We start from the raw sequence: 17,992 nt of genomic DNA, 5'->3' as shown, positions 1-17,992 counted from the left end.
GCCACGGGCCGGCGGGCCCGTGGCGCACCCCCGCCTCGCGGGGCGCCGGTCAGGCCCCCGGGACCGTGTCCACGAAGGCCGTGCCCGCCGTGCGGTAGGCGCCCACCTTGGCCGCGACCTGGGCCGGGGTGAGCACCTGGTCCTTGACGTGCAGGACGTAGTCGACCTTCTGGTCATAGGCGCGGGGTGTGGATCCGGGCTGGCCGTTGAGGTCGATCAGCCACTGGTTGAAGTTGATCGACATCGGGCGCTCGGGCAGGTACCGGGCGTCGTGCGTGCCGAAGACCTGACCGTCGATGGAGTAGGTGATGGCGTTGTCGTCGATGGTCAGCACCAGGTCGTGCCAGCCCGCGTAGCTGATCCGGGACTCGGTGTGCTGGTTGACGGCCTCCCACGGGTCGGGGCGGTACGTCTCCCAGGACGTGGTGTAGAGGATGTTCGAGGGCTCGCCCCAGCCGCCGTTGGGGAGGTACTCGAAGTCGTACTCGGCGTAGTCGTCGGCCATCGGGGCCTTGAGGTCGTTGATGGTGAAGAAGGTCTGCACGAGGTGGTCGCCGTCCGGACCGTACTTCGGGGCGTCGGAGAACTTCACGCGCGCCGCGTACGTGCCGTTCTTGAACTTCGTCGCCTTGGTGAGCACCTCGGTCTGCTTGGTGCTCTCCCCGGAGCCGGCCGTGGAGGTCTCCAGGTTCATGACGGAGTTGCCGCCGTCGGCGGCGAAGGTGACGTTCTCCGGCGACCAGGCCGCGCCCGGGACTCCGGGACCGCCGGAGTTGGAGCGCACGTTCCAGCCGTGGGCCGCCATCGCCGGGTCCGTGGACGAGGTGTACGTGAAGTCGTCGAAGAGGGTGGCTCCGGCCGGTCCCGGGTCGGTCGGGGTCGGGGTGGGCGTGGGGTCGGTCGGCGTGGGGGTGGGGTCCGGGGTGCTGCCTCCCGGCGCGGTGCCCCAGACGGTGGTGGAGCCCAGCTGGGCGGTCACCTTGTTCCAGTCCCCGTACGCCGTGCGGGATCCGTCGAAGGAGTAGTCGTCGGACTGCCGCAGCGTCTGCCAGTCGGCGCGGTAGAAGCGCAGCTGCATGTCGCCGGTGTCGGCGCCGGGTGCGAGGGTGCCCGCGCCGGCGGCGAAGGTGATCTCCAGGTAGCGGTCGGCGGTGGCCGTGGGGTGGGCCAGGGTGCCGAAGGTGCCGGTGATCTGGGCACAGCCCTTGACCGCCCAGGAACAGGCGTAGCGGTACTGGGTGTCCGGACCGTCGGCCTTGAAGTAGTAGCGGAGCTTGACCTGGCCGAGGGAGACGGCGGCGGAGCCGTTGTTGACCACCTTGAACCAGGGCTCCGCCTGGTCGGCCGTGGCCCCGGTGGCGCTGGTGCGGTACTGGACCTTGACGGAGTCGGCCGCGGCGGTGGCGGGCAGGGCGGTCAGGGCCGCCGAGCCGAGCCCGGCGGTCAGGGCCATGGCCAGGGCAACGGCCGTACGGCGCCTGCCGGTCCGGTTGCCTCGGGGGGCTTCGGCGGTTCGGAGCGTTCGCATGCTGCGTCCTCTCGGGGTGGGGGGATCTCGGGGTGGGGGGATCACGGGATGAGCAGAGGGGAGTGCGGGGTTCGGCCGCGCACGCCGAGGGCGGCGAGCCGGGTCTGGTGGTGGTCCTGCCGGCGGCGGAAGTGCGGCCAGTCGCGGTGCGCCGACCAGGCGGTGTCGGCCAGGGCGCACAGCCTCGGGAAGGCCAGGTACTCGAGCTCCGCCGGGGTGCGGGCGTACTCGGTCCACAGCTGCGCCTGGGTGCCCAGGACGCGGCGGGCCGCCTCGGGCTCCCAGTGCGGGGGGACCGGCTCGTTCTCGTAGACGCCGCGCAGGTCGAGCACGCCGTCCTGGCCGCGCGGCTCGCCGGGGTCGGCGGACTGCGGGTAGTCGAGGTAGGTGGAGCGGTACGGGGCCATGACCACGTCGTGGCCGCGCAGTGCGGCGGCGCGCCCGTGCTCCGCGTCGCGCCAGGCCAGAGCCGTGAACCGCGCGGGGAGTTCGCCACCGGTGTCGGTCCAGCCGAGCGGCCGGCGGCCGAGCCGGGCCAGGTGGTCGGCGACGGCTCCGAGGAACCAGCCGTGGAGCGCGCCCGGGCCGGCCAGCGCCTCGGCGGCGATCCGCGCACGGGCGGCCGGGGAGCGTTCCCATTCCACGGTGGGGCATTCGTCGCCGCCGACGTGGACGTAGGGACCGGGGAACACGTCCGCCACCTCGTCCAGGACCTCTCGGCAGAAGTCGAGCACCGCGTCGTGGACCCCGAAGACGTTCTCGCAGACTCCCCAGCGGGTCCACGGCTCCAGCCGGACGCCGGGCCGGTTGCCGAGTCCGGGGTACGCGGCGAGCGCGGCGCGGGCGTGGCCGGGCATCTCGATCTCGGGGACGACGCTCACCCCGCGCCGGGCCGCGTACGCGACGAGGCCGGCCAGCTCGGCTCGGGTGTAGGCCCCTTCGTGCGGCGTGCCGTCCCCCGCGCTTTCGGCTCGGCGGCCGCCGATCTCGGTGAGCCGGGGATGTGCGGCGACGGGCATCCGCCAGCCCTGGTCGTCCGTGAGGTGCAGGTGCAGGACGTTGAGCTTGTGCAGGGCGAGGAGGTCCACGAAGCGACGCAGGTACTCCACGGGCTGGAAGTGCCGGGCCACGTCCAGCATGGCTCCGCGCCAGGCGAACCGGGGCCGGTCGGTGATCCGCACACAGGGCAGCGACCAGCCGGGGGCGGCCGTACGGGGCTGCGTGCCCCCGGCGGCCAGCGCCTCGGGCGGCAGCAGCTGGCGCAGGGTCTGGACCCCGTGGAGGAGCCCCGCGGGGCGGGCGGCGCGCAGCACGACGGCGTCGGGCCGGACGGTGAGGACGTACCCCTCGGCGCCGAGCCCGGCCTCCGCTGGATCCAGGAGGAAGGCGATCCGGCCGTCGGGGCTCGGCTCCAGGGCCGGTCCCGTCGCGGGGGCGAGCAGTTCGCGCAGGAGTGCGGCAGCCGCCTCGGCGCCGGGGCCGGCGCGCAGGCCGTCGTGCCGGTCCAGGGCGAAGCGGCCGGGCTGGACAGTGAGCGAGTCGGGACGCGGGACGAGCCCGAGGTCGGGGTGGAGGGCAGCGGCGGCGGACACGGCGTCGGGGGTTCCTCACCTGGTCGCGGAGCAACTCCCCGTAGGGAGCGGCAGGTTGACCAACTGACCAATTGGTTAGCTGAGTGGCTAGAAGGTGGCACGGCCCGCGTGTGCCGTCAACCCCGAACGCACCCAGGAATTTCGGCGGACACCTCGCGCCCCCCGCGTCCGAGTGGTTAGATACGCATGACCAGTTGGACAGGTGGCCGGAGGGAAGTGGGGCGGACCGTGGAGAAGGACGCGTCCGGCTCTTCCCACCCCTCGGGGGCGGTTCTCAAGCGGGAGCGGGTCCGCGAGCACCTGCTGGGCCTCATCGACATCCGCCGGCCCGGTGACGCCATCCCCTCCGAACGCACCCTGTGCGCCACCCTGGAGGTTTCCCGGCCCACCCTGCGCGCGGCGGTGGACGAGCTGGTGGCCACGGGCGCCCTCGTACGGGAGCACGGGCGCGGAATGTTCGTCGCCCCGGCCAAGATCACCCAGGAACTGGCCTCCGACGAGGCGGCGTTCGCCATGCGCCAGGCCTCCGGACACTGGTCCAGCCGGGTCCTGGAACACTCGACCGTCCCGGCGGGCGCCCGCATCGGCCGCCGGCTGCGGATCTCGCCGGGCGCGCAGCTGCTGTACATCGCCCGGCTGCGGCTGGTGGACGGAGCCCCGATGGCGATCGAACACCTGCACATCCCGGCCGCCCTGGTACCCAGCCTGACCCCGGCGGAGCTGGAGGCCGGGGATCTCTACGAGCACCTGCGCAACCACCACGGCGTCTTCGTGCACGAGGCGCAGCAGTCCATCGAGCCGACCGTGGTGAACGAGGCGGAGGCGGGCCTGCTGGACGTCCCGCTGCTCTCCCCCGCCCTGCTCATCGAGCGGCTCACCACGGATTCCACCGGGCGCCCGGTGGAGTACGTGCATTCCGTCTACCGGGGCGACCGGTACCGGATCGTCTCGCGGCTGGCCCTCGGGGTCTCCCCGGGAGCCGGGCGGCCGGGCGGCCACCATCCGGGGATCCCGCCGGGCGACCTCGGCCGTCGGGCGGTCATCACCTCCACCACCTCCGGGGACATCCACACCGGGTCCTGACGGCTCCGGGCCCGGCCCCCGGGGGCTCGCTACGTCACCCGGAAGCCGGTCGCGGGATGGGTCCGGTCGAAGGTCAGCCGGTCCCAGGTGGGGAAGGCGAGATCGGTGACGGCGAACAGCCTTCCGGCGGCGTCGTACAGGGTGCGGCGTACGGAGAGGCCGCCGCCGGCCGGGGTCGCGGCCCGGGGGAAGGTGGTCCGCGTCATGGTGATGGTCTCGGCGATCCGGCCGGCCCGCGTGGTGCGCTCCAGCCAGAGATGGAGGGGGCGCAGGTCCTCGTCGCGGACGCCCGCCGCGGCGCGCTCGCGGTAGCCGGCGAGTTCGGGGCTCCCGGCGACGGCGCGCGGGCAGAGGTACGTCACCGCGTGCCGCCGCGTCCGGCCCCCCGGTCCGTTCTCGCGGTGGTGGTGGACCAGGGTCCGCTCGCCGCCGGTCATGCCGAGCTGCTCGGCGAGGGCGGGCGCCAAGGTGACGAGCGTGAGCCAGCTCTGCGCGGAGCCCGGCTCGGGCGCCGTCGCCGGCGACGGCGCCGTCGGCTCGGACACGCTCGCGGCCGTCACCGGTGCGGGCACGGGATCCGGCTGCCGCGTCTCCTGCTGCTGGCGCACCGGCACCTGGTGCTGGAGGGCCGGCCGGGTGCCCCGGCGGCCGGTGACGACGAGGCCGTCGTCGCGCAGGTGCTGGAGGGCGGCGCGGATGGTCTGCCGGTTGACCTGGTAGCGGACGGCGAGACTGCGCTCGGAGGGCAGTGTGGCGCCGGGCACCAGAGCGGTGCGGTCGAGCTCCTGCCGCAACGCTGCGGCGATCCGCTGGTACTTGGGCATGACGGCCGGGCCGCCGCCCCGCGAAGGGGAGGGCATGGCTTCTCCTCTGACGGGTGGTCAAGGACTGCGCGGTCTGCCCGACCAACGTAGCATTGGTCTATACCTATCGGTGTGCGGGTATCCGGATTCCGGACCGGTTTGGCCAAAAGCGCCCTCCCCCCTCAGCAGTGCAGCGGATTGGGAAGCGGCAGGTAGCGGGCGTCCGCGCCGTCGGCGCGGGTCCAGCGCAACAGCAGGTTCGTCTTGGCCGGGAGGGTGGGGGCGGCCAGCAGGGCCCCGATCTCGGGGAGGCCGTGGGCGGCGTCGAACCGCCGGAACTCCTCGCGGGCAGCGGGCCACAGCCCCGCGGCCGCCTCCGGATGGCATTGGGCGAGGGCTCCGGCCACCTCCGTCAGGTGGTTGACCACCAGGCAGTAGACCAGGCGCTGCCAGGCGGCCCCGCGCTCGATGTCCGGCAGGAGCTTCACGCCCTCCGCGTCACGGAAGAGGGCCTGCGCCGGTACGCCCGCGGCGTCGACGGCGACCAGGGTGTTCTGGAGGTGGGCCTCCAGGACGATGCCGTGCCGGGCGAACAGGTGCAGCACGGGCGGCACCACCTGGCGCAGGTACGCACCCCACCACCCGGCCGGGTCGGACGTGCCCGCGAGCGGGCTGCCCCGGTACCCCTCCGCCAGCGCGGCGGCCAGCAGCGGCGTGAGCCCCGGCTCACGGTGCGGCCGCAGACCGTCGCGGACCAGCACGGCGAGTTCCTCGAACGCGAAGGCGGCCGTCCGGTAGCCCCGGTCGGGAAGCCAGGCGGCGCGCGAGCCGGACCGGCGCAGCTCCGCGAAGCCCGCTTCGACCGCCGCGTCGGTGCGCCGGAGTTTCAGCAGGTCGTGGCGCCAGAGCCGGCGCACGTCGTTGGTGATCCGCACGTCGAGACTGAACTTCACGAAGAGGTCGCCCGCGCCCTCGCCCGCGCGGTCGCCGCCGACCCCGTCGCCGCCGGCACCGGCACCGGCACGGAAAGCACCGCCGGCCTCCGCGTCCCCTTCGGCCGGTTCTCGTGCCCCGGGCACGTAGAGGGTACGGATCGAGGCGGTCGGCCAGACGCGCTGCCGGCCGGTCCCCAGCCGCAGCAGCCGCCCGTCCGCGAAGGCCTCGCGCACCGCCCCCCGGGCCCCGACCAGGTCGAGCTGCCAGGGGTGGGCGGGCAGCAGCCGGTAGCCGGCGGGCGGGCGCGGTCCGCCGCACGCCGCCGCCAGCGCGTCGATCGCGGAGGCCGCGCCCGGTCCGCCCTCCTCCACCACCTGGTCCTCCCGCAGCCCCAGGAAGACGAGCGGGAACCGCGCGTACGCCTCGGGGGCGTAGGACAGCCAGCTCGCCGCCGGCGCGCCGCCCCGGGCCTTGGGCGCCGGATGGTGCGGATGTCCCATGACCAGGGACTGTTCGGAGCGGACGTACGGGTCCACCGGCGGCTCGGCCGCGGCCCGGGCGGCCAGCAGCGCGGCCACCGTCTCCCGGCTGTCGGCGATCTCGACCGGGAGCTCGTCGTTGGACACCCCGGTGTACTGGCGCAGTTCGTCGGAGACGAGTTTCACCAGCTCGGTGTGGCTGAGCGGGTGCCAGCCGCCCGCCGTGCGCAGCTCGGGGCCCTCGGGCCGGCGCCCGGCGCGCACCCGCAGCAGCCTGCCACTGCCGAGCAGCCGGTAGGAGCGTTCGCCGCCCTCGCCGCACCCGGTGCGCTCGGCCGCCTCTCTGAGCAGGCAGTTCAGCAGCGGGGCGGCCGCATAGGCGTCGGCCGCGGCGTCGGCAGCGACGTCGGCGGGGCGGGCATCGTCGGCGGCGTTGAGGTCCACTGATTCCATTCGGTCATTCCGGTACGCCGGAGGTCCCCGGTACGGGACCACCGGCCGTGATCTTCAGTATCCGCGATGATGAACTGATCACCACGCCACCCGAGAGGACCGGACCCTGCTCCCCAGCATGCACCTCCCCCGTACCCCGGCCGAAGAATCCGTGGCCGCCGAGCTGGCCGCACCGGCCGGAATCCGCCCCGCTCTCGGGCCCGCGTACGCCGCCGCGCTCCCCGGTGCCCGCGCCGCCGTGCTGACCCGGCTGTGGCGGGCGCTCGCCTGCGAACCCCTGCCGTGGGTGGAGAGCGTCGAGCGCGGCTCCAGCGGCCTGGCGCTCCGGCTCGCCTCGGGCGCCCGGCTGGAGGGACCGCTCCCGGATCCGTACGCCACCGCCCCCTACGCCGCCGAACTGCTGCTCGACGGCCGCCCGTACCGGCACGCCGCGCGGCTGGTGGCCGCGCTCGGGGTGGCGCACGGGGAGGAGTTCGCCGCCGAACTCGACGGCAGCACCGCCTCCCTCGCCCTGTCCCGGGCCGGGCAGCCGGCCGGGCCCGACCGGGAGCCGCGGACCACCTGGGAGTGGGAGCAGCGGATCGTCGACGGGCACCCGTACCACCCCAACTGCCGCTCCCGGCCGGGATTCACGGTCGCCGAGCAGCTGGCGTACGCGCCCGAGCACCGGCCGTCGGTCCCGCTCGGGCTGGCCGCCGTACCGGCCGGCGAGTGCCTGGTCGCCGGGGACTGGCCGGAAGGCTGGCGGGAGGCCGGGCGGATCCTCGTACCCGTCCACCCCTGGCAGGCCGAGCACGTCGTGAAGCAGGGGGGTTCGCCGGGTCAGGAACTGCGGCCCGGACCGTACGCGCACCCGCTGATGGCCCTGCGCACGCTCTCCCCCGCCGACGGCGGCCCGCACGTGAAGACAGCGCTCAGCACCCGTCTCACCTCCTCGGTGCGCGACATCTCCGTCTACTCCGTCGAGACGGCCGCCGCCGTCTCGGCCTTCGCGCAGAGCCTCGCCGAACGGCTCGACGGCCGCCTCCACATCACCCGCACCCTGGGCGCCGTCACCGCGCACACCCCGGACCTCGCCGCCGTGCTCCGCGAGCCGCCCGAGGCGTACGCGGACGCCGGCGCGGGCGAGCGCGTCCTGCCCGTCGCCGCCCTCGCCCTCACCCCGTACGCGCGCTCCGCGCCCTGGCGGGCCGGTTTCGCCCGCCTCGCGCTGTCCGTGTGCCTGCGGGTCCTGGACCTCGGGGTGGCCCTGGAGGCCCACGGCCAGAACCTGCTGGTCGTCCTCGCCGCGGACGGCACCCCGCTGCGGCTGGTCTACCGCGACCTCGCCGACATCCGGATCAGCCCGGCCCGGCTCGCCCGCCACGGTCTGCCGGTACCGCCGCTGTCCGGCCGTCTGATCACCGACGACGTGACCGCCCTGCGGCGCAAGCTCTTCGGCTCCCTGGTGGCCGGGGCGCTCGGCTCCACGGCGGGTTCGGCCGCCGCCCTCGGCGCGGACCTCGCGGCGGCGGCGCCGGGCCTCGCGCGCACCGCCGACACCGAGGCGCTCCTGACCGGCCCGCTGCCCACCAAGGCGCTGACCCTGATGCGGCTGAGCCCCGGCGTCCCGGGCGATCAGTGGGCCGGGCTGGACAATCCGCTGGGGGTTTCCTGATCCGGTCCGGGTCCCGGAGGCACCGGCGGGCTACTGTCCAGGGGCATGGCATCGACTTCGCACCTGAACGGCGTCCGGGCGTCCTACGACGCCGTCGCCGCCGACTACGCCCGCCTGCTGAGCACCGAACTGGCGGGCAAGCCCCTGGACCGGGCCGTGCTCGCCGCCTTCGCCGAGTACGTGCGCGGGGAGGATCCGTCGGGCGGCCGGGCGGTCGCGGACCTCGGCTGCGGTCCGGGCCGCGTGACGGCGCACCTCGACGGGCTCGGTGTACGGGCCTTCGGCGTCGACCTGTCCCCCGCGATGGTGGCGGTGGCCCGCCGGTCGTATCCGGGGCTGCGGTTCGAGGTCGGCTCGATGGGCGCGCTGGACGTGGCGGACGGGGTGCTGGGCGGGGTACTGGCCTGGTACTCCACCGTCCATACACCGCCTTCCGAACTCCCGCCGCTGTTCGCTGAGTTCGCGCGGGTGCTGGCTCCCGGCGGGTACGCGCTGATCGCGTTCGAGGCGGGCGACGAGAAGATCCGCCTGGAACACGCGTACGGACATCCGGTCTCGCTCGACGTGTACGGGACCCCGCCCGGGCACGTCGCCGCCCTGCTGGCCGGCGCCGGTCTGGCCGAGGTGGCCCGCCTGATCCGGGAGCCGGACGCCCGGGAGAGATCCCCGCGGGGCTTCCTGCTGGCCCGGAAGGCGGCGCGGACCGGAACCGTCTGACACACCCGTTTCCACGGCTCTCGCCGGCCGGCCCGGCGGCCCGGCCCAGGGGATACGCCGTTCGGGGGGCAACTCGGCTCCCGTGGGCCCGCCTTCGCCCCGAACGTGCCCGGCGGTGGCAGGAAGGAGGGATGAGCCTCCACCGCCGCCAGGTCCTCGCGGGCGCCACCGCCGGCATACTCGCCTCGGTCGGTGCGACGGTCCGCCGCGCGGGCCCGGACTACGCGGCCCTGGCCCGCGCCCTCGACGGCCGGGTGGTGACGGCCGGGGACCCGGACTACGCCGAGGCCCGCCGGCTCTTCCAGCCCCGCTACGACACGGTCCGGCCGGGCGCCGTGGCCTACCCGGCCCACCCGGGGGACGTGGCCGCCTGCCTGGACTTCGCGCGCCGCTCGGCCGTCCCGGTGGCGCCGCGCGGCGGCGGCCACGGCTACGCCGGCTGGTCCACCCGGGAGGGCGGTCTGGTCATCGACGTCGGGGCGATGGCCGAGGTGTCCGGCGCCTCCGCGGCCGCCGGGACCGAGGTGCGGATCGGCGCCGGCGCCCGGCTCGGGGAGGTGAACTCCGCTCTCGCCCCGCGGGGACTGGCCGTCCCGACCGGGCTGTGTCCCTCCGTCGGCATCGCCGGGCTCACCCTCGGCGGCGGACTGGGCCTGTCCTCCCGGTCCTACGGGGCCACGTCCGACCAGCTCACCGGCGCCACCGTGGTGACCCCCGACGGAACCGTCCGCGAGGTCGGCGCCGACAACGATCCGGACCTGTTCTGGGCCCTGCGCGGCGGCGGGGGCGGAAACTTCGGGGTGGTCACCGGATTTGGGTTCCGCGCCCATCCCGTCGCCGACTGCGCCTTCGCCGAGCTGCACTGGTCCCCCGCCGAGTCCACCGCCGTCCTGGGCGGCTGGCAGCGCTGGCTGGAGGGGCTGCCGGACCCGTTCTGGAGCCAGGTGGAGTTTGCCGTCGACGGCGGTCCGGTCGGCGCCCCGGCGCTGCGGGTGGTCTGCCTGGACGGCGGGCGCGCCGAGCTGGAGCGGCAGCTGACCCGGCTGTCCGACCTGGTGGGCGGGCCGCCCCGGGACAGCTGGATCGTGGTGCGCGGCTACGGGGACACCGTCCGGTCCATGTCGGGATGCCTCGACCTCGGTCCCGCCGAGTGCCGGCTCCCCGGCTCCCTGCCCGGCCACGGTCCCCGGGGCCGGCTCGGCCGGGACTCGTACGCCGCCCGCTCCGACTTCTGGGCCCCGGGCGCACTGACCGAGCAGGCGGCCGGGACCGTGCTGGCGGCCGTCCGGCGCCATGCCGGGAGCGTTCCGCGCGGCGGGCTGGGGGTGGTGCAGTTCGACGGGGTCTGCGGCGGCGCCCTGAACCGGCTCCCGGCCGGGGCGACCGCCTTCGCGCACCGCGCCGCCGGCTTCCTCGCCCAGTACCTCGCCTACTGGCCCGGCACGGCCCCGGCCGCGGACATCGCCCGGCACCGGGCCTGGCTCGACGGGCTCTGGCGGGACCTGCGCCCCTGGGCGAGCGGAGCCGCCTACCAGAACTACGCCGACCCCGAGCTGAGCGGCTGGCGCACGTCCTACTACGGGCCGAACCTGGCCCGTCTCGAAGAGGTCCGGCGCAGGTACGACCCGGACCGCCTGTTCCGCTTCCCCCAAGCCCTCTAGCGGCACCCGTGCCGTGGCCCGGAGGTCTGCCCGCGCGAGCGCGGCGGCGCCCCGGCCCTGCTCCATCCCCCTCCAGCGAAGACGAAGAGGAGACGGAAATGCGACGTGCGTTGACGGTTGCGGCGACGACGGCCGCCCTGCTGCTGCCGGCCGGACCGCTGCCCGTGGCCCAGGCCGGGAGCGTGCCGCCGCCGGCCGCACGGTGGTCGGCCCGGGAGGCGGAGACCTTCTGGACGCCCGACCGGATGGCGTCCGCGGTCCCGATCAGCCGCGGCGGGGCCCCGGCGGAGAGCAACGGCACCGGGCAGGACTTCGACGGCATCCCGGTCGTCGGCCGGATGTTCGTCATGAAGGGCGGCGGCGCGTACTTCTGCACGGCGAGCGTCGTCTCCTCCCCCGGCCGCGACCTGGTCCTCAGCGCGGCGCACTGCCTGCTCGGGACGGACGCCCGGCAGGTGGCCTTCGTACCGCAGTACACGGCCGGGAACCCGCAGCCGTACGGGATGTTCCCGATCCTGCGCAACGCGGCCGGCCGTTCCAAGGTGTGGATCGACCCGCGCTACCGGCAGTTGGGGGCGGACCGGGGCGCCACCCTCGACGTGGCCTTCGCCCAGGTCGGCCCGGACGCCGACGGGTTCCCGGTGGAGGACGTGGTGGGCGGCAACCGCCTGGTCACGGGCGCCACGTACGCGCACAAGAACGTGTCGCTCATCGGCTACCCGGCCTCCGCCGCCCGGCCGCGGCTGTGCGTGAACCGTACGACGAAGTTCACCAGCACCGATCCCGGGATCCCCGGGTCGTTCCTGCGGATCGACTGCACCGGCTATCCGGGCGGCACCAGTGGCGGGCCCTTCCTGACCGGCTTCGACGAGCGGACGGAGACCGGCGACGTGGTCGGGGTGATCGGCGGCTGGAAGACGGGCGGGGACACAGCCGACACCTCCTACAGCTCCTACTTCGGTCCCGACATCAGGAAGTTGTACGAGACGGCTCTTGCCGGGGCAAAGGTGGCATGAGCACCCGCTCCCAGCGGGTGCGGCGCGGGTTGCCCACCGTCCGCGGGGTCGCCGGCAGCCCGTCGGCGGTGAGCGGTTCGGCGGACGCGAGGCCGAGCTGACGGCGCAGGTCCGCGAGGGCGGTGTGGACCGGGGCGAGGATCACCTCCGCGCGCGGGTGCGCGGAGGCGAGGGCGTGCGCGGCCGTCTCGATGGCCTCGGCGGCGTCCTCCGCGGCCGTCCGGCTCCATCCTCCGGGCGGTGCGTGCCCCCAGAGCGCGACGGTGTCGTACAGGTGGCAGGCGGCATCGGCCACGGTGTCGGCCCGTTCCCCGACTCCGGGCGCCGCGAGGATCGGCAGCTCCATGCCGGATCAACGAGCGGGGCCCGCCGGGGGAACGAGGGGTCCCCGGCGGAGCCGCCGCGGACGTGCCTACGAGGCCAGGGACACGGCCGGCAGCCACAGCGGCAGGAGCAGCAGGGACACCACCGAGCTCTTGATCACGACGGAGGCGGAGAGGTCCACTCCCACGTCGTAGCGCTGGGCGAAGATGAACAGGTTCTGCGGAGTCGGCATCGCCGCGATCAGCACGAGGTACGTCAGCCACTCGCCCCGCACCCCGAACAGCGCCCCGCAGACCGCCCAGGCGAGCAGCGGGAAGACCAGGCACTTGAACCCGATGAGCGCCATCTCCTCGCGCGTGGTGCCCCGGACGTCGAGGCCGATGCCGCCGAGGTGGAGGCCGAGGGCGAAGAGGGCCACCGGGGAGGCGCTGTCGCCGACGAAGGCGGCGCCGTCCAGCACCACCTTCGGGACGTGCACGGAGAGCAGGTTGAGGAGGATGCCGGCGTTGCAGGCGAGCACCAGCGGGGTGGCGAGGGAGGAGCCGACCGCTCGGGCCAGCCGTCGGGCCGGGCCGCCCGCGCCCGGACCGGTACGGCCCAGTTCCATGACGGAGATGACGACCAGGGACAGGACGCAGACCTGGAAGAGCAGGACCGGGAAGATCGGGGCCGCCGTCCCGAAGAAGGTGATGAAGACGGGGACGGCGAAGTAGGCGGTGTTCACCTGGACCCCGGCCATCACGCGCAGCGCCACGTCGCGCGGATCCCGCAGGCCGGCCAGACCCGAGGCGAGGGCCAGGGCACAGCCCGCGAGGGCGGCGGCCGCCGCGTAGCCGCCGATGGCCCGCCAGTCGAAGAGGGCGGAGAGGTCGGCGGCGTAGATGTTGCCGAACAGGTAGCAGGGGACGGCGAAGAGGAAGGCGTAGTCGGCGAAGGCCTTGGAGGCCTCGGCGGGCACCACCTTGCGGCGCGCGAGCAGCACGCCCGCGCCGAACGCCAGGACGACCGGCATCAGTTTCTCGAGCGCGACCGCCCCGCCCATAGGTACTCGCTCCCCCGCCGTGCCGTGCCCTGCCGTATGCCGTGCCGTGCCCTGAGACTTCGTGATCTTGCCCTTCGGGCCCGGCGCAGTCTATGCCGCGCCCACGGGTGCGTCGCGGGCGGCCTCACCCGTGCATAAGGTGGACCGATCATGAGCGACCGAGCCCGATTCCGATCCCCGTCCGCCGGGGCGGCCGCAGGCGGCGCCGCCGCGCGGACGCCCCGCTCCCTGGCCCAGCTCGGCGTGGCGCTCCGCACGCCCGCGCGGGCCGCCGAGCCGTTGTTCGCGCAGGCACCCAGGGCCTGGCAGCGGATGCTGCCGTACGCCGTGGCCGCGGTGTGCGTGGTGACGCTGCTGCCGGTCACGGTCGTGGTGCTGACCAACGACTACGCGGCGGGCGGCGGCTGGGCCGGCGCGCTGGGCGTGGCCCAGACCGTGCCGCTGCTGCTCGCCGTGACCCGGCCGCTCCCCGCGTGGGCGCTGGTGCTGTTCGCCGACGTCGTCGGGGCCGTGGTCCTGACCCAGGCGGACCGGGTGGCCGGGCACGCCTGGCCCTGGACCCCGATGGTGATCATCGGCTACCTGGTGCTGATGGTCTGCCTGGGGCTGCGCGAGTCCATCCGGACCCTGATCGGGGTGTGGCTGGTGACGGGGGCGGCCGGAGTCGTGCTGGGTTTCTTCCACCCGGCCGACGTGGTCAGCACCGTGGCGCTGCTGTTCGTGCTGAGCGGGGTGGTGCTCGCGCTGACGGGGGCGCTGCGCGGACTCGGGGACGCACGCCAGAAGATCGCCGAGCAGGAGAGCATCAGCGAGGCCGAGCGGGCCCGGCGCACGCTGCTGGAGGAACGGGCACGGATCGCCCGGGAGCTGCACGACGTGGTGGCGCACCACATGTCGGTGATCACGGTGCAGGCGGATTCGGCGCCGTACCGGCTGCCCGGCATGGCGGAGCCGGTACGGGAGGAGTTCACGGCGATCGCGGCGAGCGCGCGGGAGTCGCTGGGCGAGATGCGGCGGCTGCTGACGGTCCTGCGGGGCGACGAGGCCAACGGCCGCGACCTGGCACCGCAGCCGGGACTCGGGAAGCTGCAGCAGCTGGTGGAGGCGACCGTACGGGCCGGGCAGCCGGTGGAGCTGTCGCTGGCCACGGGCGCCGCGGAGGCCGCGCCGCCGGCCGTGGACCTGTCCGCGTACCGGATCGTGCAGGAGGCCCTGGCGAACGTGGTGCGGCACGCACCGGGGGCGCCGACCCGGGTGTCGGTGACCTTCGACGCCGAAGAGGTGCTCGTGCTCGTGGTCAACGGTCCCGCGCGGGACGCGGTGGTGGCCCTGGAAACCTCGGGCACCGGGCACGGTCTGGTGGGCATGCGGGAGCGCGTACGGTTGACGGGCGGGACGCTGGACACCGGCCCGATGCCCGACGGCGGCTTCCGCGTCGCCGCCCGGCTGCCCCTGCTGCCCCTGAACGAGACGGACGAGGAAGCCAGTTGACCATCCGGGTGATCATCGTCGACGACCAGGCCATGGTGCGGGCGGGATTCGCCGCACTGCTGTCGGCGCAGGCCGACATCGACGTGGTGGGCGAGGCGCCCGACGGGCGCCAGGGCATCCAGGTCTCCCGCACCGTCCACCCCGACGTGGTCCTGATGGACGTGCGGATGCCCGAGATGGACGGGCTGAGCGCGGCCCGCGAGCTCCTCGATCCCCCGCCGGGGGTGGTGCACCGGCCGAAGGTGCTGATGCTGACCACCTTCGACATCGACGACTACGTGTACGAGGCGCTGCGCGCGGGAGCCTCCGGGTTCCTCCTCAAGGACGCCCCGCCGGCGGACCTGATCGCGGCGGTCAGGGTGGTCGCCTCGGGCGAGGCCCTGCTGGCACCGTCGGTGACCCGGCGGCTGATCGCGGACTTCGTCGAGCGTCGGCCGGCGCCGCGCAAGAACCCGGCGCTGCGGCTGAACGGGCTGACCCCGCGGGAGACCGAGGTACTGGAACTCATCGCGCGCGGCCTGTCGAACCAGGAGATCGCCGGTCACCTCGTGCTCGCCGAGCAGACGGTCAAGACGCACATCGGCCGGGTGCTGGGCAAGCTGGATCTGCGGGACCGGGCCCAGGCCGTGATCTTCGCCTACGAGGCGGGGCTGGTGCGTCCGGGCGACGCGCGCGACGCCTGATCCGCCCGCCGCCTTCTCCTCCACCCCCTACCGGGGTATGACATCCGGGTTGGCTCCCCGGTCCGACGCCCGCACCGGCATCTCCTTCTTACCTTCCTCCTCGTCACGAGGAGAGGAGAAGGGGCATGCGCCGCTTCGCAAGGACACTGGTCACGGCCGCACTGGCGGTGGCCGTCGTCGCGGGTACCGCGGGATGGGCTTCCGCCGACACCCAGACGGCGGTCACCGGCCCGCCGCCGGGCACCGCGTCCTGGCTGGCCGCCGCGGTGCCCGGGCAGCCGGTGCCGGATCCGGCGGGGGCGTCCCCGCGGGAGGTCGCGCGGTTCTTCGCCGGGCTGGACGAGGCGCGGACGCAAGGCCTCGTACGGTCCCACCCGCTGGTGGTCGGCAATCTCGACGGAGCCCCGCTCCCCCTCAGGTACGAGGCCAACCGGCTGGCCGTGCTCGCGACGGGCGAGGCCCGCTTCGCCTCCCTCGCCGCGCCCGGACGGCAGATCCTGGCCTTCGATCCGCGCGGGCGGGGCCAGGTCGCCGAGGTGTTCGGCGACCTGGGGCGGGCCGCGCACGTCTCGGTGATCGTGCCGGGTTCGGACAACGACGCCGCCGGCTACGACCGCGGGCGCGCCCCGTACACCGGACCGGCCGGCATGGCGCGCGCCCTGCGCTCCGCCGTCCCGGACACGACCGCCGTCATCGCGTGGACCGGCTACACCACCCCCGTGGGGGTCGGACTGGACGTGGCCGACGGGCGGCTCGCCCGGGCCGGCGCCGTCCGGCTGGCCCGGTTCACCGAGGGGCTCGACGCGGTCGGCGCTCCCGACCCGGTGCTGTTCTGCCACAGCTACGGCTCGGTGGTCTGCGGGCTGGCGGCCCGGCACACGGACGCCACCGACATCGTGGCCTTCGGCTCCCCCGGCATGCAGGCCGGCACCGCCGGGGAACTGCGCACCAGCGCCCGTGTCTGGGCGGCCCGCGGGCCGCACGACTGGATCTCGAACGTGCCGAACGTCGTGTTCGCGGGGCTGGGTCACGGCGCCGACCCCACCTCGGCGGCCTTCGGGGCCCGCCGGATCCCCGCCGCCGACGTGGCCGGCCACACCGGCTACTTCACCCCCGGCACCCAGTCCTTGAATGCCTTCGCCGCGATCGCCACGGGAGAGACCCGATGAACCTCCTCACCCAGGCGCGGGCGACCGCCGACCGGATCGAAGCGAAGACCCCGGCCCACCGCGACCGGGCCGTCGACGGACTGCGGGCCCTGGCCCTGCTGGCCGTCCCCACCGGGCACTGGCTGCTCGGCGGTTTCACCCTCGACTCCGAAGGCGCCCTGCACAACGCCAGCCCCCTCTCCGCCTTCGGCGGCCTGGCCCCGGCCAGTTGGGTGCTCCAGATGCTCGGCATCTTCTTCCTGGTCGGCGGCTACGCCTCGGTGCTCTCCTTCCGGCGGCGCACCGGCTCCACGGGGGCCTGGCTGAAGGGCCGCATGGCCCGGCTGGGGCGGCCGGTGCTCGGGGTCACGGCGGTGTGGGCGCTGGCCGCCCCGGTGCTGTACCTGTGCGGGGTGCCGGAGGCCACGCTGCGGACCGGGGCCACGCTGGTGATCCAGCCGTTGTGGTTCGTCGGGGTGTACGTGGCGGTCACCGCCCTGACGCCGTACGGCGTCCGGGCCGCGCACCGGCTCGGCGGCTGGGCGGCGGCCCCGCTGCTCGCCTCGGTCGCACTGGTCGACTTCCTGCGCTACGGGCCCTTCGCGGACGCGGTGCCGAGCTGGCTGGCGCTGGTGAACATCCTGCCGGGCTGGCTCTTCGCCTACCAGCTGGGCGTGTCCTGGGGCGAGGGGCGGATCGGCCGGCGCGGGGCGTGGCTGCTGCTCGCGGGCGGCGGCGCGCTGTTCGCGGCGCTGCTGATGGTCTTCCACTACCCGGCGTCGATGGTCGGCGTACCGGGTGAGGCGCGGACCAACTCGCACCCGCCGTCGTTGCTGGTGCTGGCTCTGGCCTCGGCCCAGTCGGGGGCGGCGATCCTGCTGCGCGACCGGCTGGCGCGGCTGCTGGCCCGGCCGGCGCTGTGGGCGCCGGTGGTCGTGATCAACCTGTGCGCGATGACGATCCTGTGCTGGCACCAGACGGCGATGCTGGCGGCCGCCGTGCCCGGATCCTTCGTGGGCGAGCTGGCGGGGCTGACGACGGCGCCGGACCGTCTGGGATGGATCGTGGCGCGGCTGGCGTGGATGCCGGTGTTCGCGGCGCTGCTGGTGGGGATCGCCCGGTACGCCCGGCGGTTCGAGCAGCCGTGGACCAAGGCCTCGGCGGTGCGCAGGACGGTGGCGGGCCTGCTGGCGGCCTCGTTCGCGGTGTTCGCGCTGGGTCTCGCGTAAGGGGAAGCAGCACCCCGGTACGAGACGAGAGCGGCGCGCCCCGGGGGGGGGGGCGCGCTCGCCGTGCGCCGCGCTGGTCTTTTGCCCTCCAGCCCCGTCCGCGCCCCCCCGTTTCGGCCCGCCGGCTCGCGAGGGTTGCGGCGCCGCTGG

The 17,992-nt window shown here is 74.9% G+C and carries 15 protein-coding genes; 9 read left to right on the top strand and 6 right to left on the bottom strand.

Annotated features, from left to right (window positions below):
• Positions 1-49 precede the first annotated feature (49 nt).
• Together ACWF9Z_RS00985 and ACWF9Z_RS00980 are read right to left on the bottom strand one after the other, a co-directional pair.
• Positions 50-1,453, bottom strand: coding sequence for a cellulose binding domain-containing protein (locus ACWF9Z_RS00985; RefSeq protein WP_453596527.1), 1,404 nt, complete (start codon positions 1,451-1,453; stop codon positions 50-52).
• A gap of 116 nt (positions 1,454-1,569) precedes the next feature.
• On the bottom strand, positions 1,570-3,120 hold the full coding sequence (locus ACWF9Z_RS00980; RefSeq protein ID WP_453596086.1) for a beta-N-acetylhexosaminidase: 1,551 nt from the start codon (positions 3,118-3,120) through the stop codon (positions 1,570-1,572).
• Positions 3,121-3,306: 186 nt separating this feature from the next.
• Between ACWF9Z_RS00980 and ACWF9Z_RS00975 the strand changes: the two genes are divergently transcribed.
• Positions 3,307-4,203 carry a GntR family transcriptional regulator gene (locus tag ACWF9Z_RS00975; RefSeq protein ID WP_453596084.1) on the top strand — a complete coding sequence of 299 codons (897 nt, stop codon included), beginning with the start codon at positions 3,307-3,309 and terminating at the stop codon, positions 4,201-4,203.
• Between the two features lie 29 nt (positions 4,204-4,232).
• Here ACWF9Z_RS00975 and ACWF9Z_RS00970 read toward each other — a convergent pair whose 3' ends face one another.
• Positions 4,233-5,063, bottom strand: a complete 831-nt coding sequence (locus tag ACWF9Z_RS00970; RefSeq protein WP_453596082.1) for a GntR family transcriptional regulator — start codon at positions 5,061-5,063, stop codon at positions 4,233-4,235.
• Between the two features lie 125 nt (positions 5,064-5,188).
• Entirely contained in the window at positions 5,189-6,874 is a 1,686-nt protein-coding gene (locus ACWF9Z_RS00965) for an IucA/IucC family protein (RefSeq protein ID WP_453596080.1), read from the bottom strand.
• Positions 6,875-6,992: 118 nt separating this feature from the next.
• On the opposite strand from ACWF9Z_RS00965, the gene ACWF9Z_RS00960 reads away from it, so the two are divergent.
• The 4 genes from ACWF9Z_RS00960 to ACWF9Z_RS00945 all read left to right on the top strand — a co-directional run bounded on the left by ACWF9Z_RS00960 (position 6,993) and on the right by ACWF9Z_RS00945 (position 11,925).
• Positions 6,993-8,531 carry an IucA/IucC family protein gene (locus ACWF9Z_RS00960; protein WP_453596078.1) on the top strand — a complete coding sequence of 513 codons (1,539 nt, stop codon included), beginning with the start codon at positions 6,993-6,995 and terminating at the stop codon, positions 8,529-8,531.
• 45 nt (positions 8,532-8,576) lie between these two features.
• Entirely contained in the window at positions 8,577-9,248 is a 672-nt protein-coding gene (locus ACWF9Z_RS00955; RefSeq protein WP_453596076.1) for a class I SAM-dependent DNA methyltransferase, read from the top strand.
• 131 nt (positions 9,249-9,379) lie between these two features.
• Complete coding sequence (locus ACWF9Z_RS00950) at positions 9,380-10,909, top strand: FAD-binding oxidoreductase (protein ID WP_453596075.1); 1,530 nt, start codon at positions 9,380-9,382, stop codon at positions 10,907-10,909.
• Between the two features lie 98 nt (positions 10,910-11,007).
• Positions 11,008-11,925 carry a S1 family peptidase gene (locus tag ACWF9Z_RS00945; protein ID WP_453596073.1) on the top strand — a complete coding sequence of 306 codons (918 nt, stop codon included), beginning with the start codon at positions 11,008-11,010 and terminating at the stop codon, positions 11,923-11,925.
• Here the strand turns inward: ACWF9Z_RS00945 and ACWF9Z_RS00940 are convergent.
• Both ACWF9Z_RS00940 and ACWF9Z_RS00935 read right to left on the bottom strand, forming a co-directional pair.
• Positions 11,879-12,271 carry a hypothetical protein gene (locus tag ACWF9Z_RS00940; RefSeq protein WP_453596071.1) on the bottom strand — a complete coding sequence of 131 codons (393 nt, stop codon included), beginning with the start codon at positions 12,269-12,271 and terminating at the stop codon, positions 11,879-11,881. The genes ACWF9Z_RS00945 and ACWF9Z_RS00940 overlap by 47 nt on opposite strands.
• 66 nt (positions 12,272-12,337) lie before the next feature.
• Positions 12,338-13,291 (bottom strand): AEC family transporter, encoded by a 954-nt coding sequence (locus ACWF9Z_RS00935; protein ID WP_453596069.1) that lies wholly within the window; start codon positions 13,289-13,291, stop codon positions 12,338-12,340.
• A gap of 150 nt (positions 13,292-13,441) precedes the next feature.
• On the opposite strand from ACWF9Z_RS00935, the gene ACWF9Z_RS00930 reads away from it, so the two are divergent.
• From ACWF9Z_RS00930 to ACWF9Z_RS00915, 4 genes are all read left to right on the top strand, one after another.
• Positions 13,442-14,782 carry a sensor histidine kinase gene (locus ACWF9Z_RS00930; RefSeq protein ID WP_453596067.1) on the top strand — a complete coding sequence of 447 codons (1,341 nt, stop codon included), beginning with the start codon at positions 13,442-13,444 and terminating at the stop codon, positions 14,780-14,782.
• The gene (locus tag ACWF9Z_RS00925; RefSeq protein WP_453596065.1) at positions 14,779-15,465 is read left to right on the top strand and encodes a response regulator; all 687 of its coding nucleotides are present in this window, start codon (positions 14,779-14,781) and stop codon (positions 15,463-15,465) included. The genes ACWF9Z_RS00930 and ACWF9Z_RS00925 overlap by 4 nt, the downstream gene beginning before the upstream one ends.
• Positions 15,466-15,590: 125 nt before the next feature.
• Positions 15,591-16,634: an alpha/beta hydrolase gene (locus ACWF9Z_RS00920; protein WP_453596063.1), complete on the top strand. Its 1,044-nt coding sequence runs from the start codon at positions 15,591-15,593 to the stop codon at positions 16,632-16,634.
• Entirely contained in the window at positions 16,631-17,842 is a 1,212-nt protein-coding gene (locus tag ACWF9Z_RS00915; RefSeq protein ID WP_453596061.1) for an acyltransferase family protein, read from the top strand. Before ACWF9Z_RS00920 ends, ACWF9Z_RS00915 begins: the two co-directional genes overlap by 4 nt.
• Positions 17,843-17,992 lie beyond the last annotated feature (150 nt).

Source organism: Streptomyces sp. NPDC054961, assembly GCF_053609145.1.
This window is presented reverse-complemented; position numbering and strand designations above follow the sequence as displayed.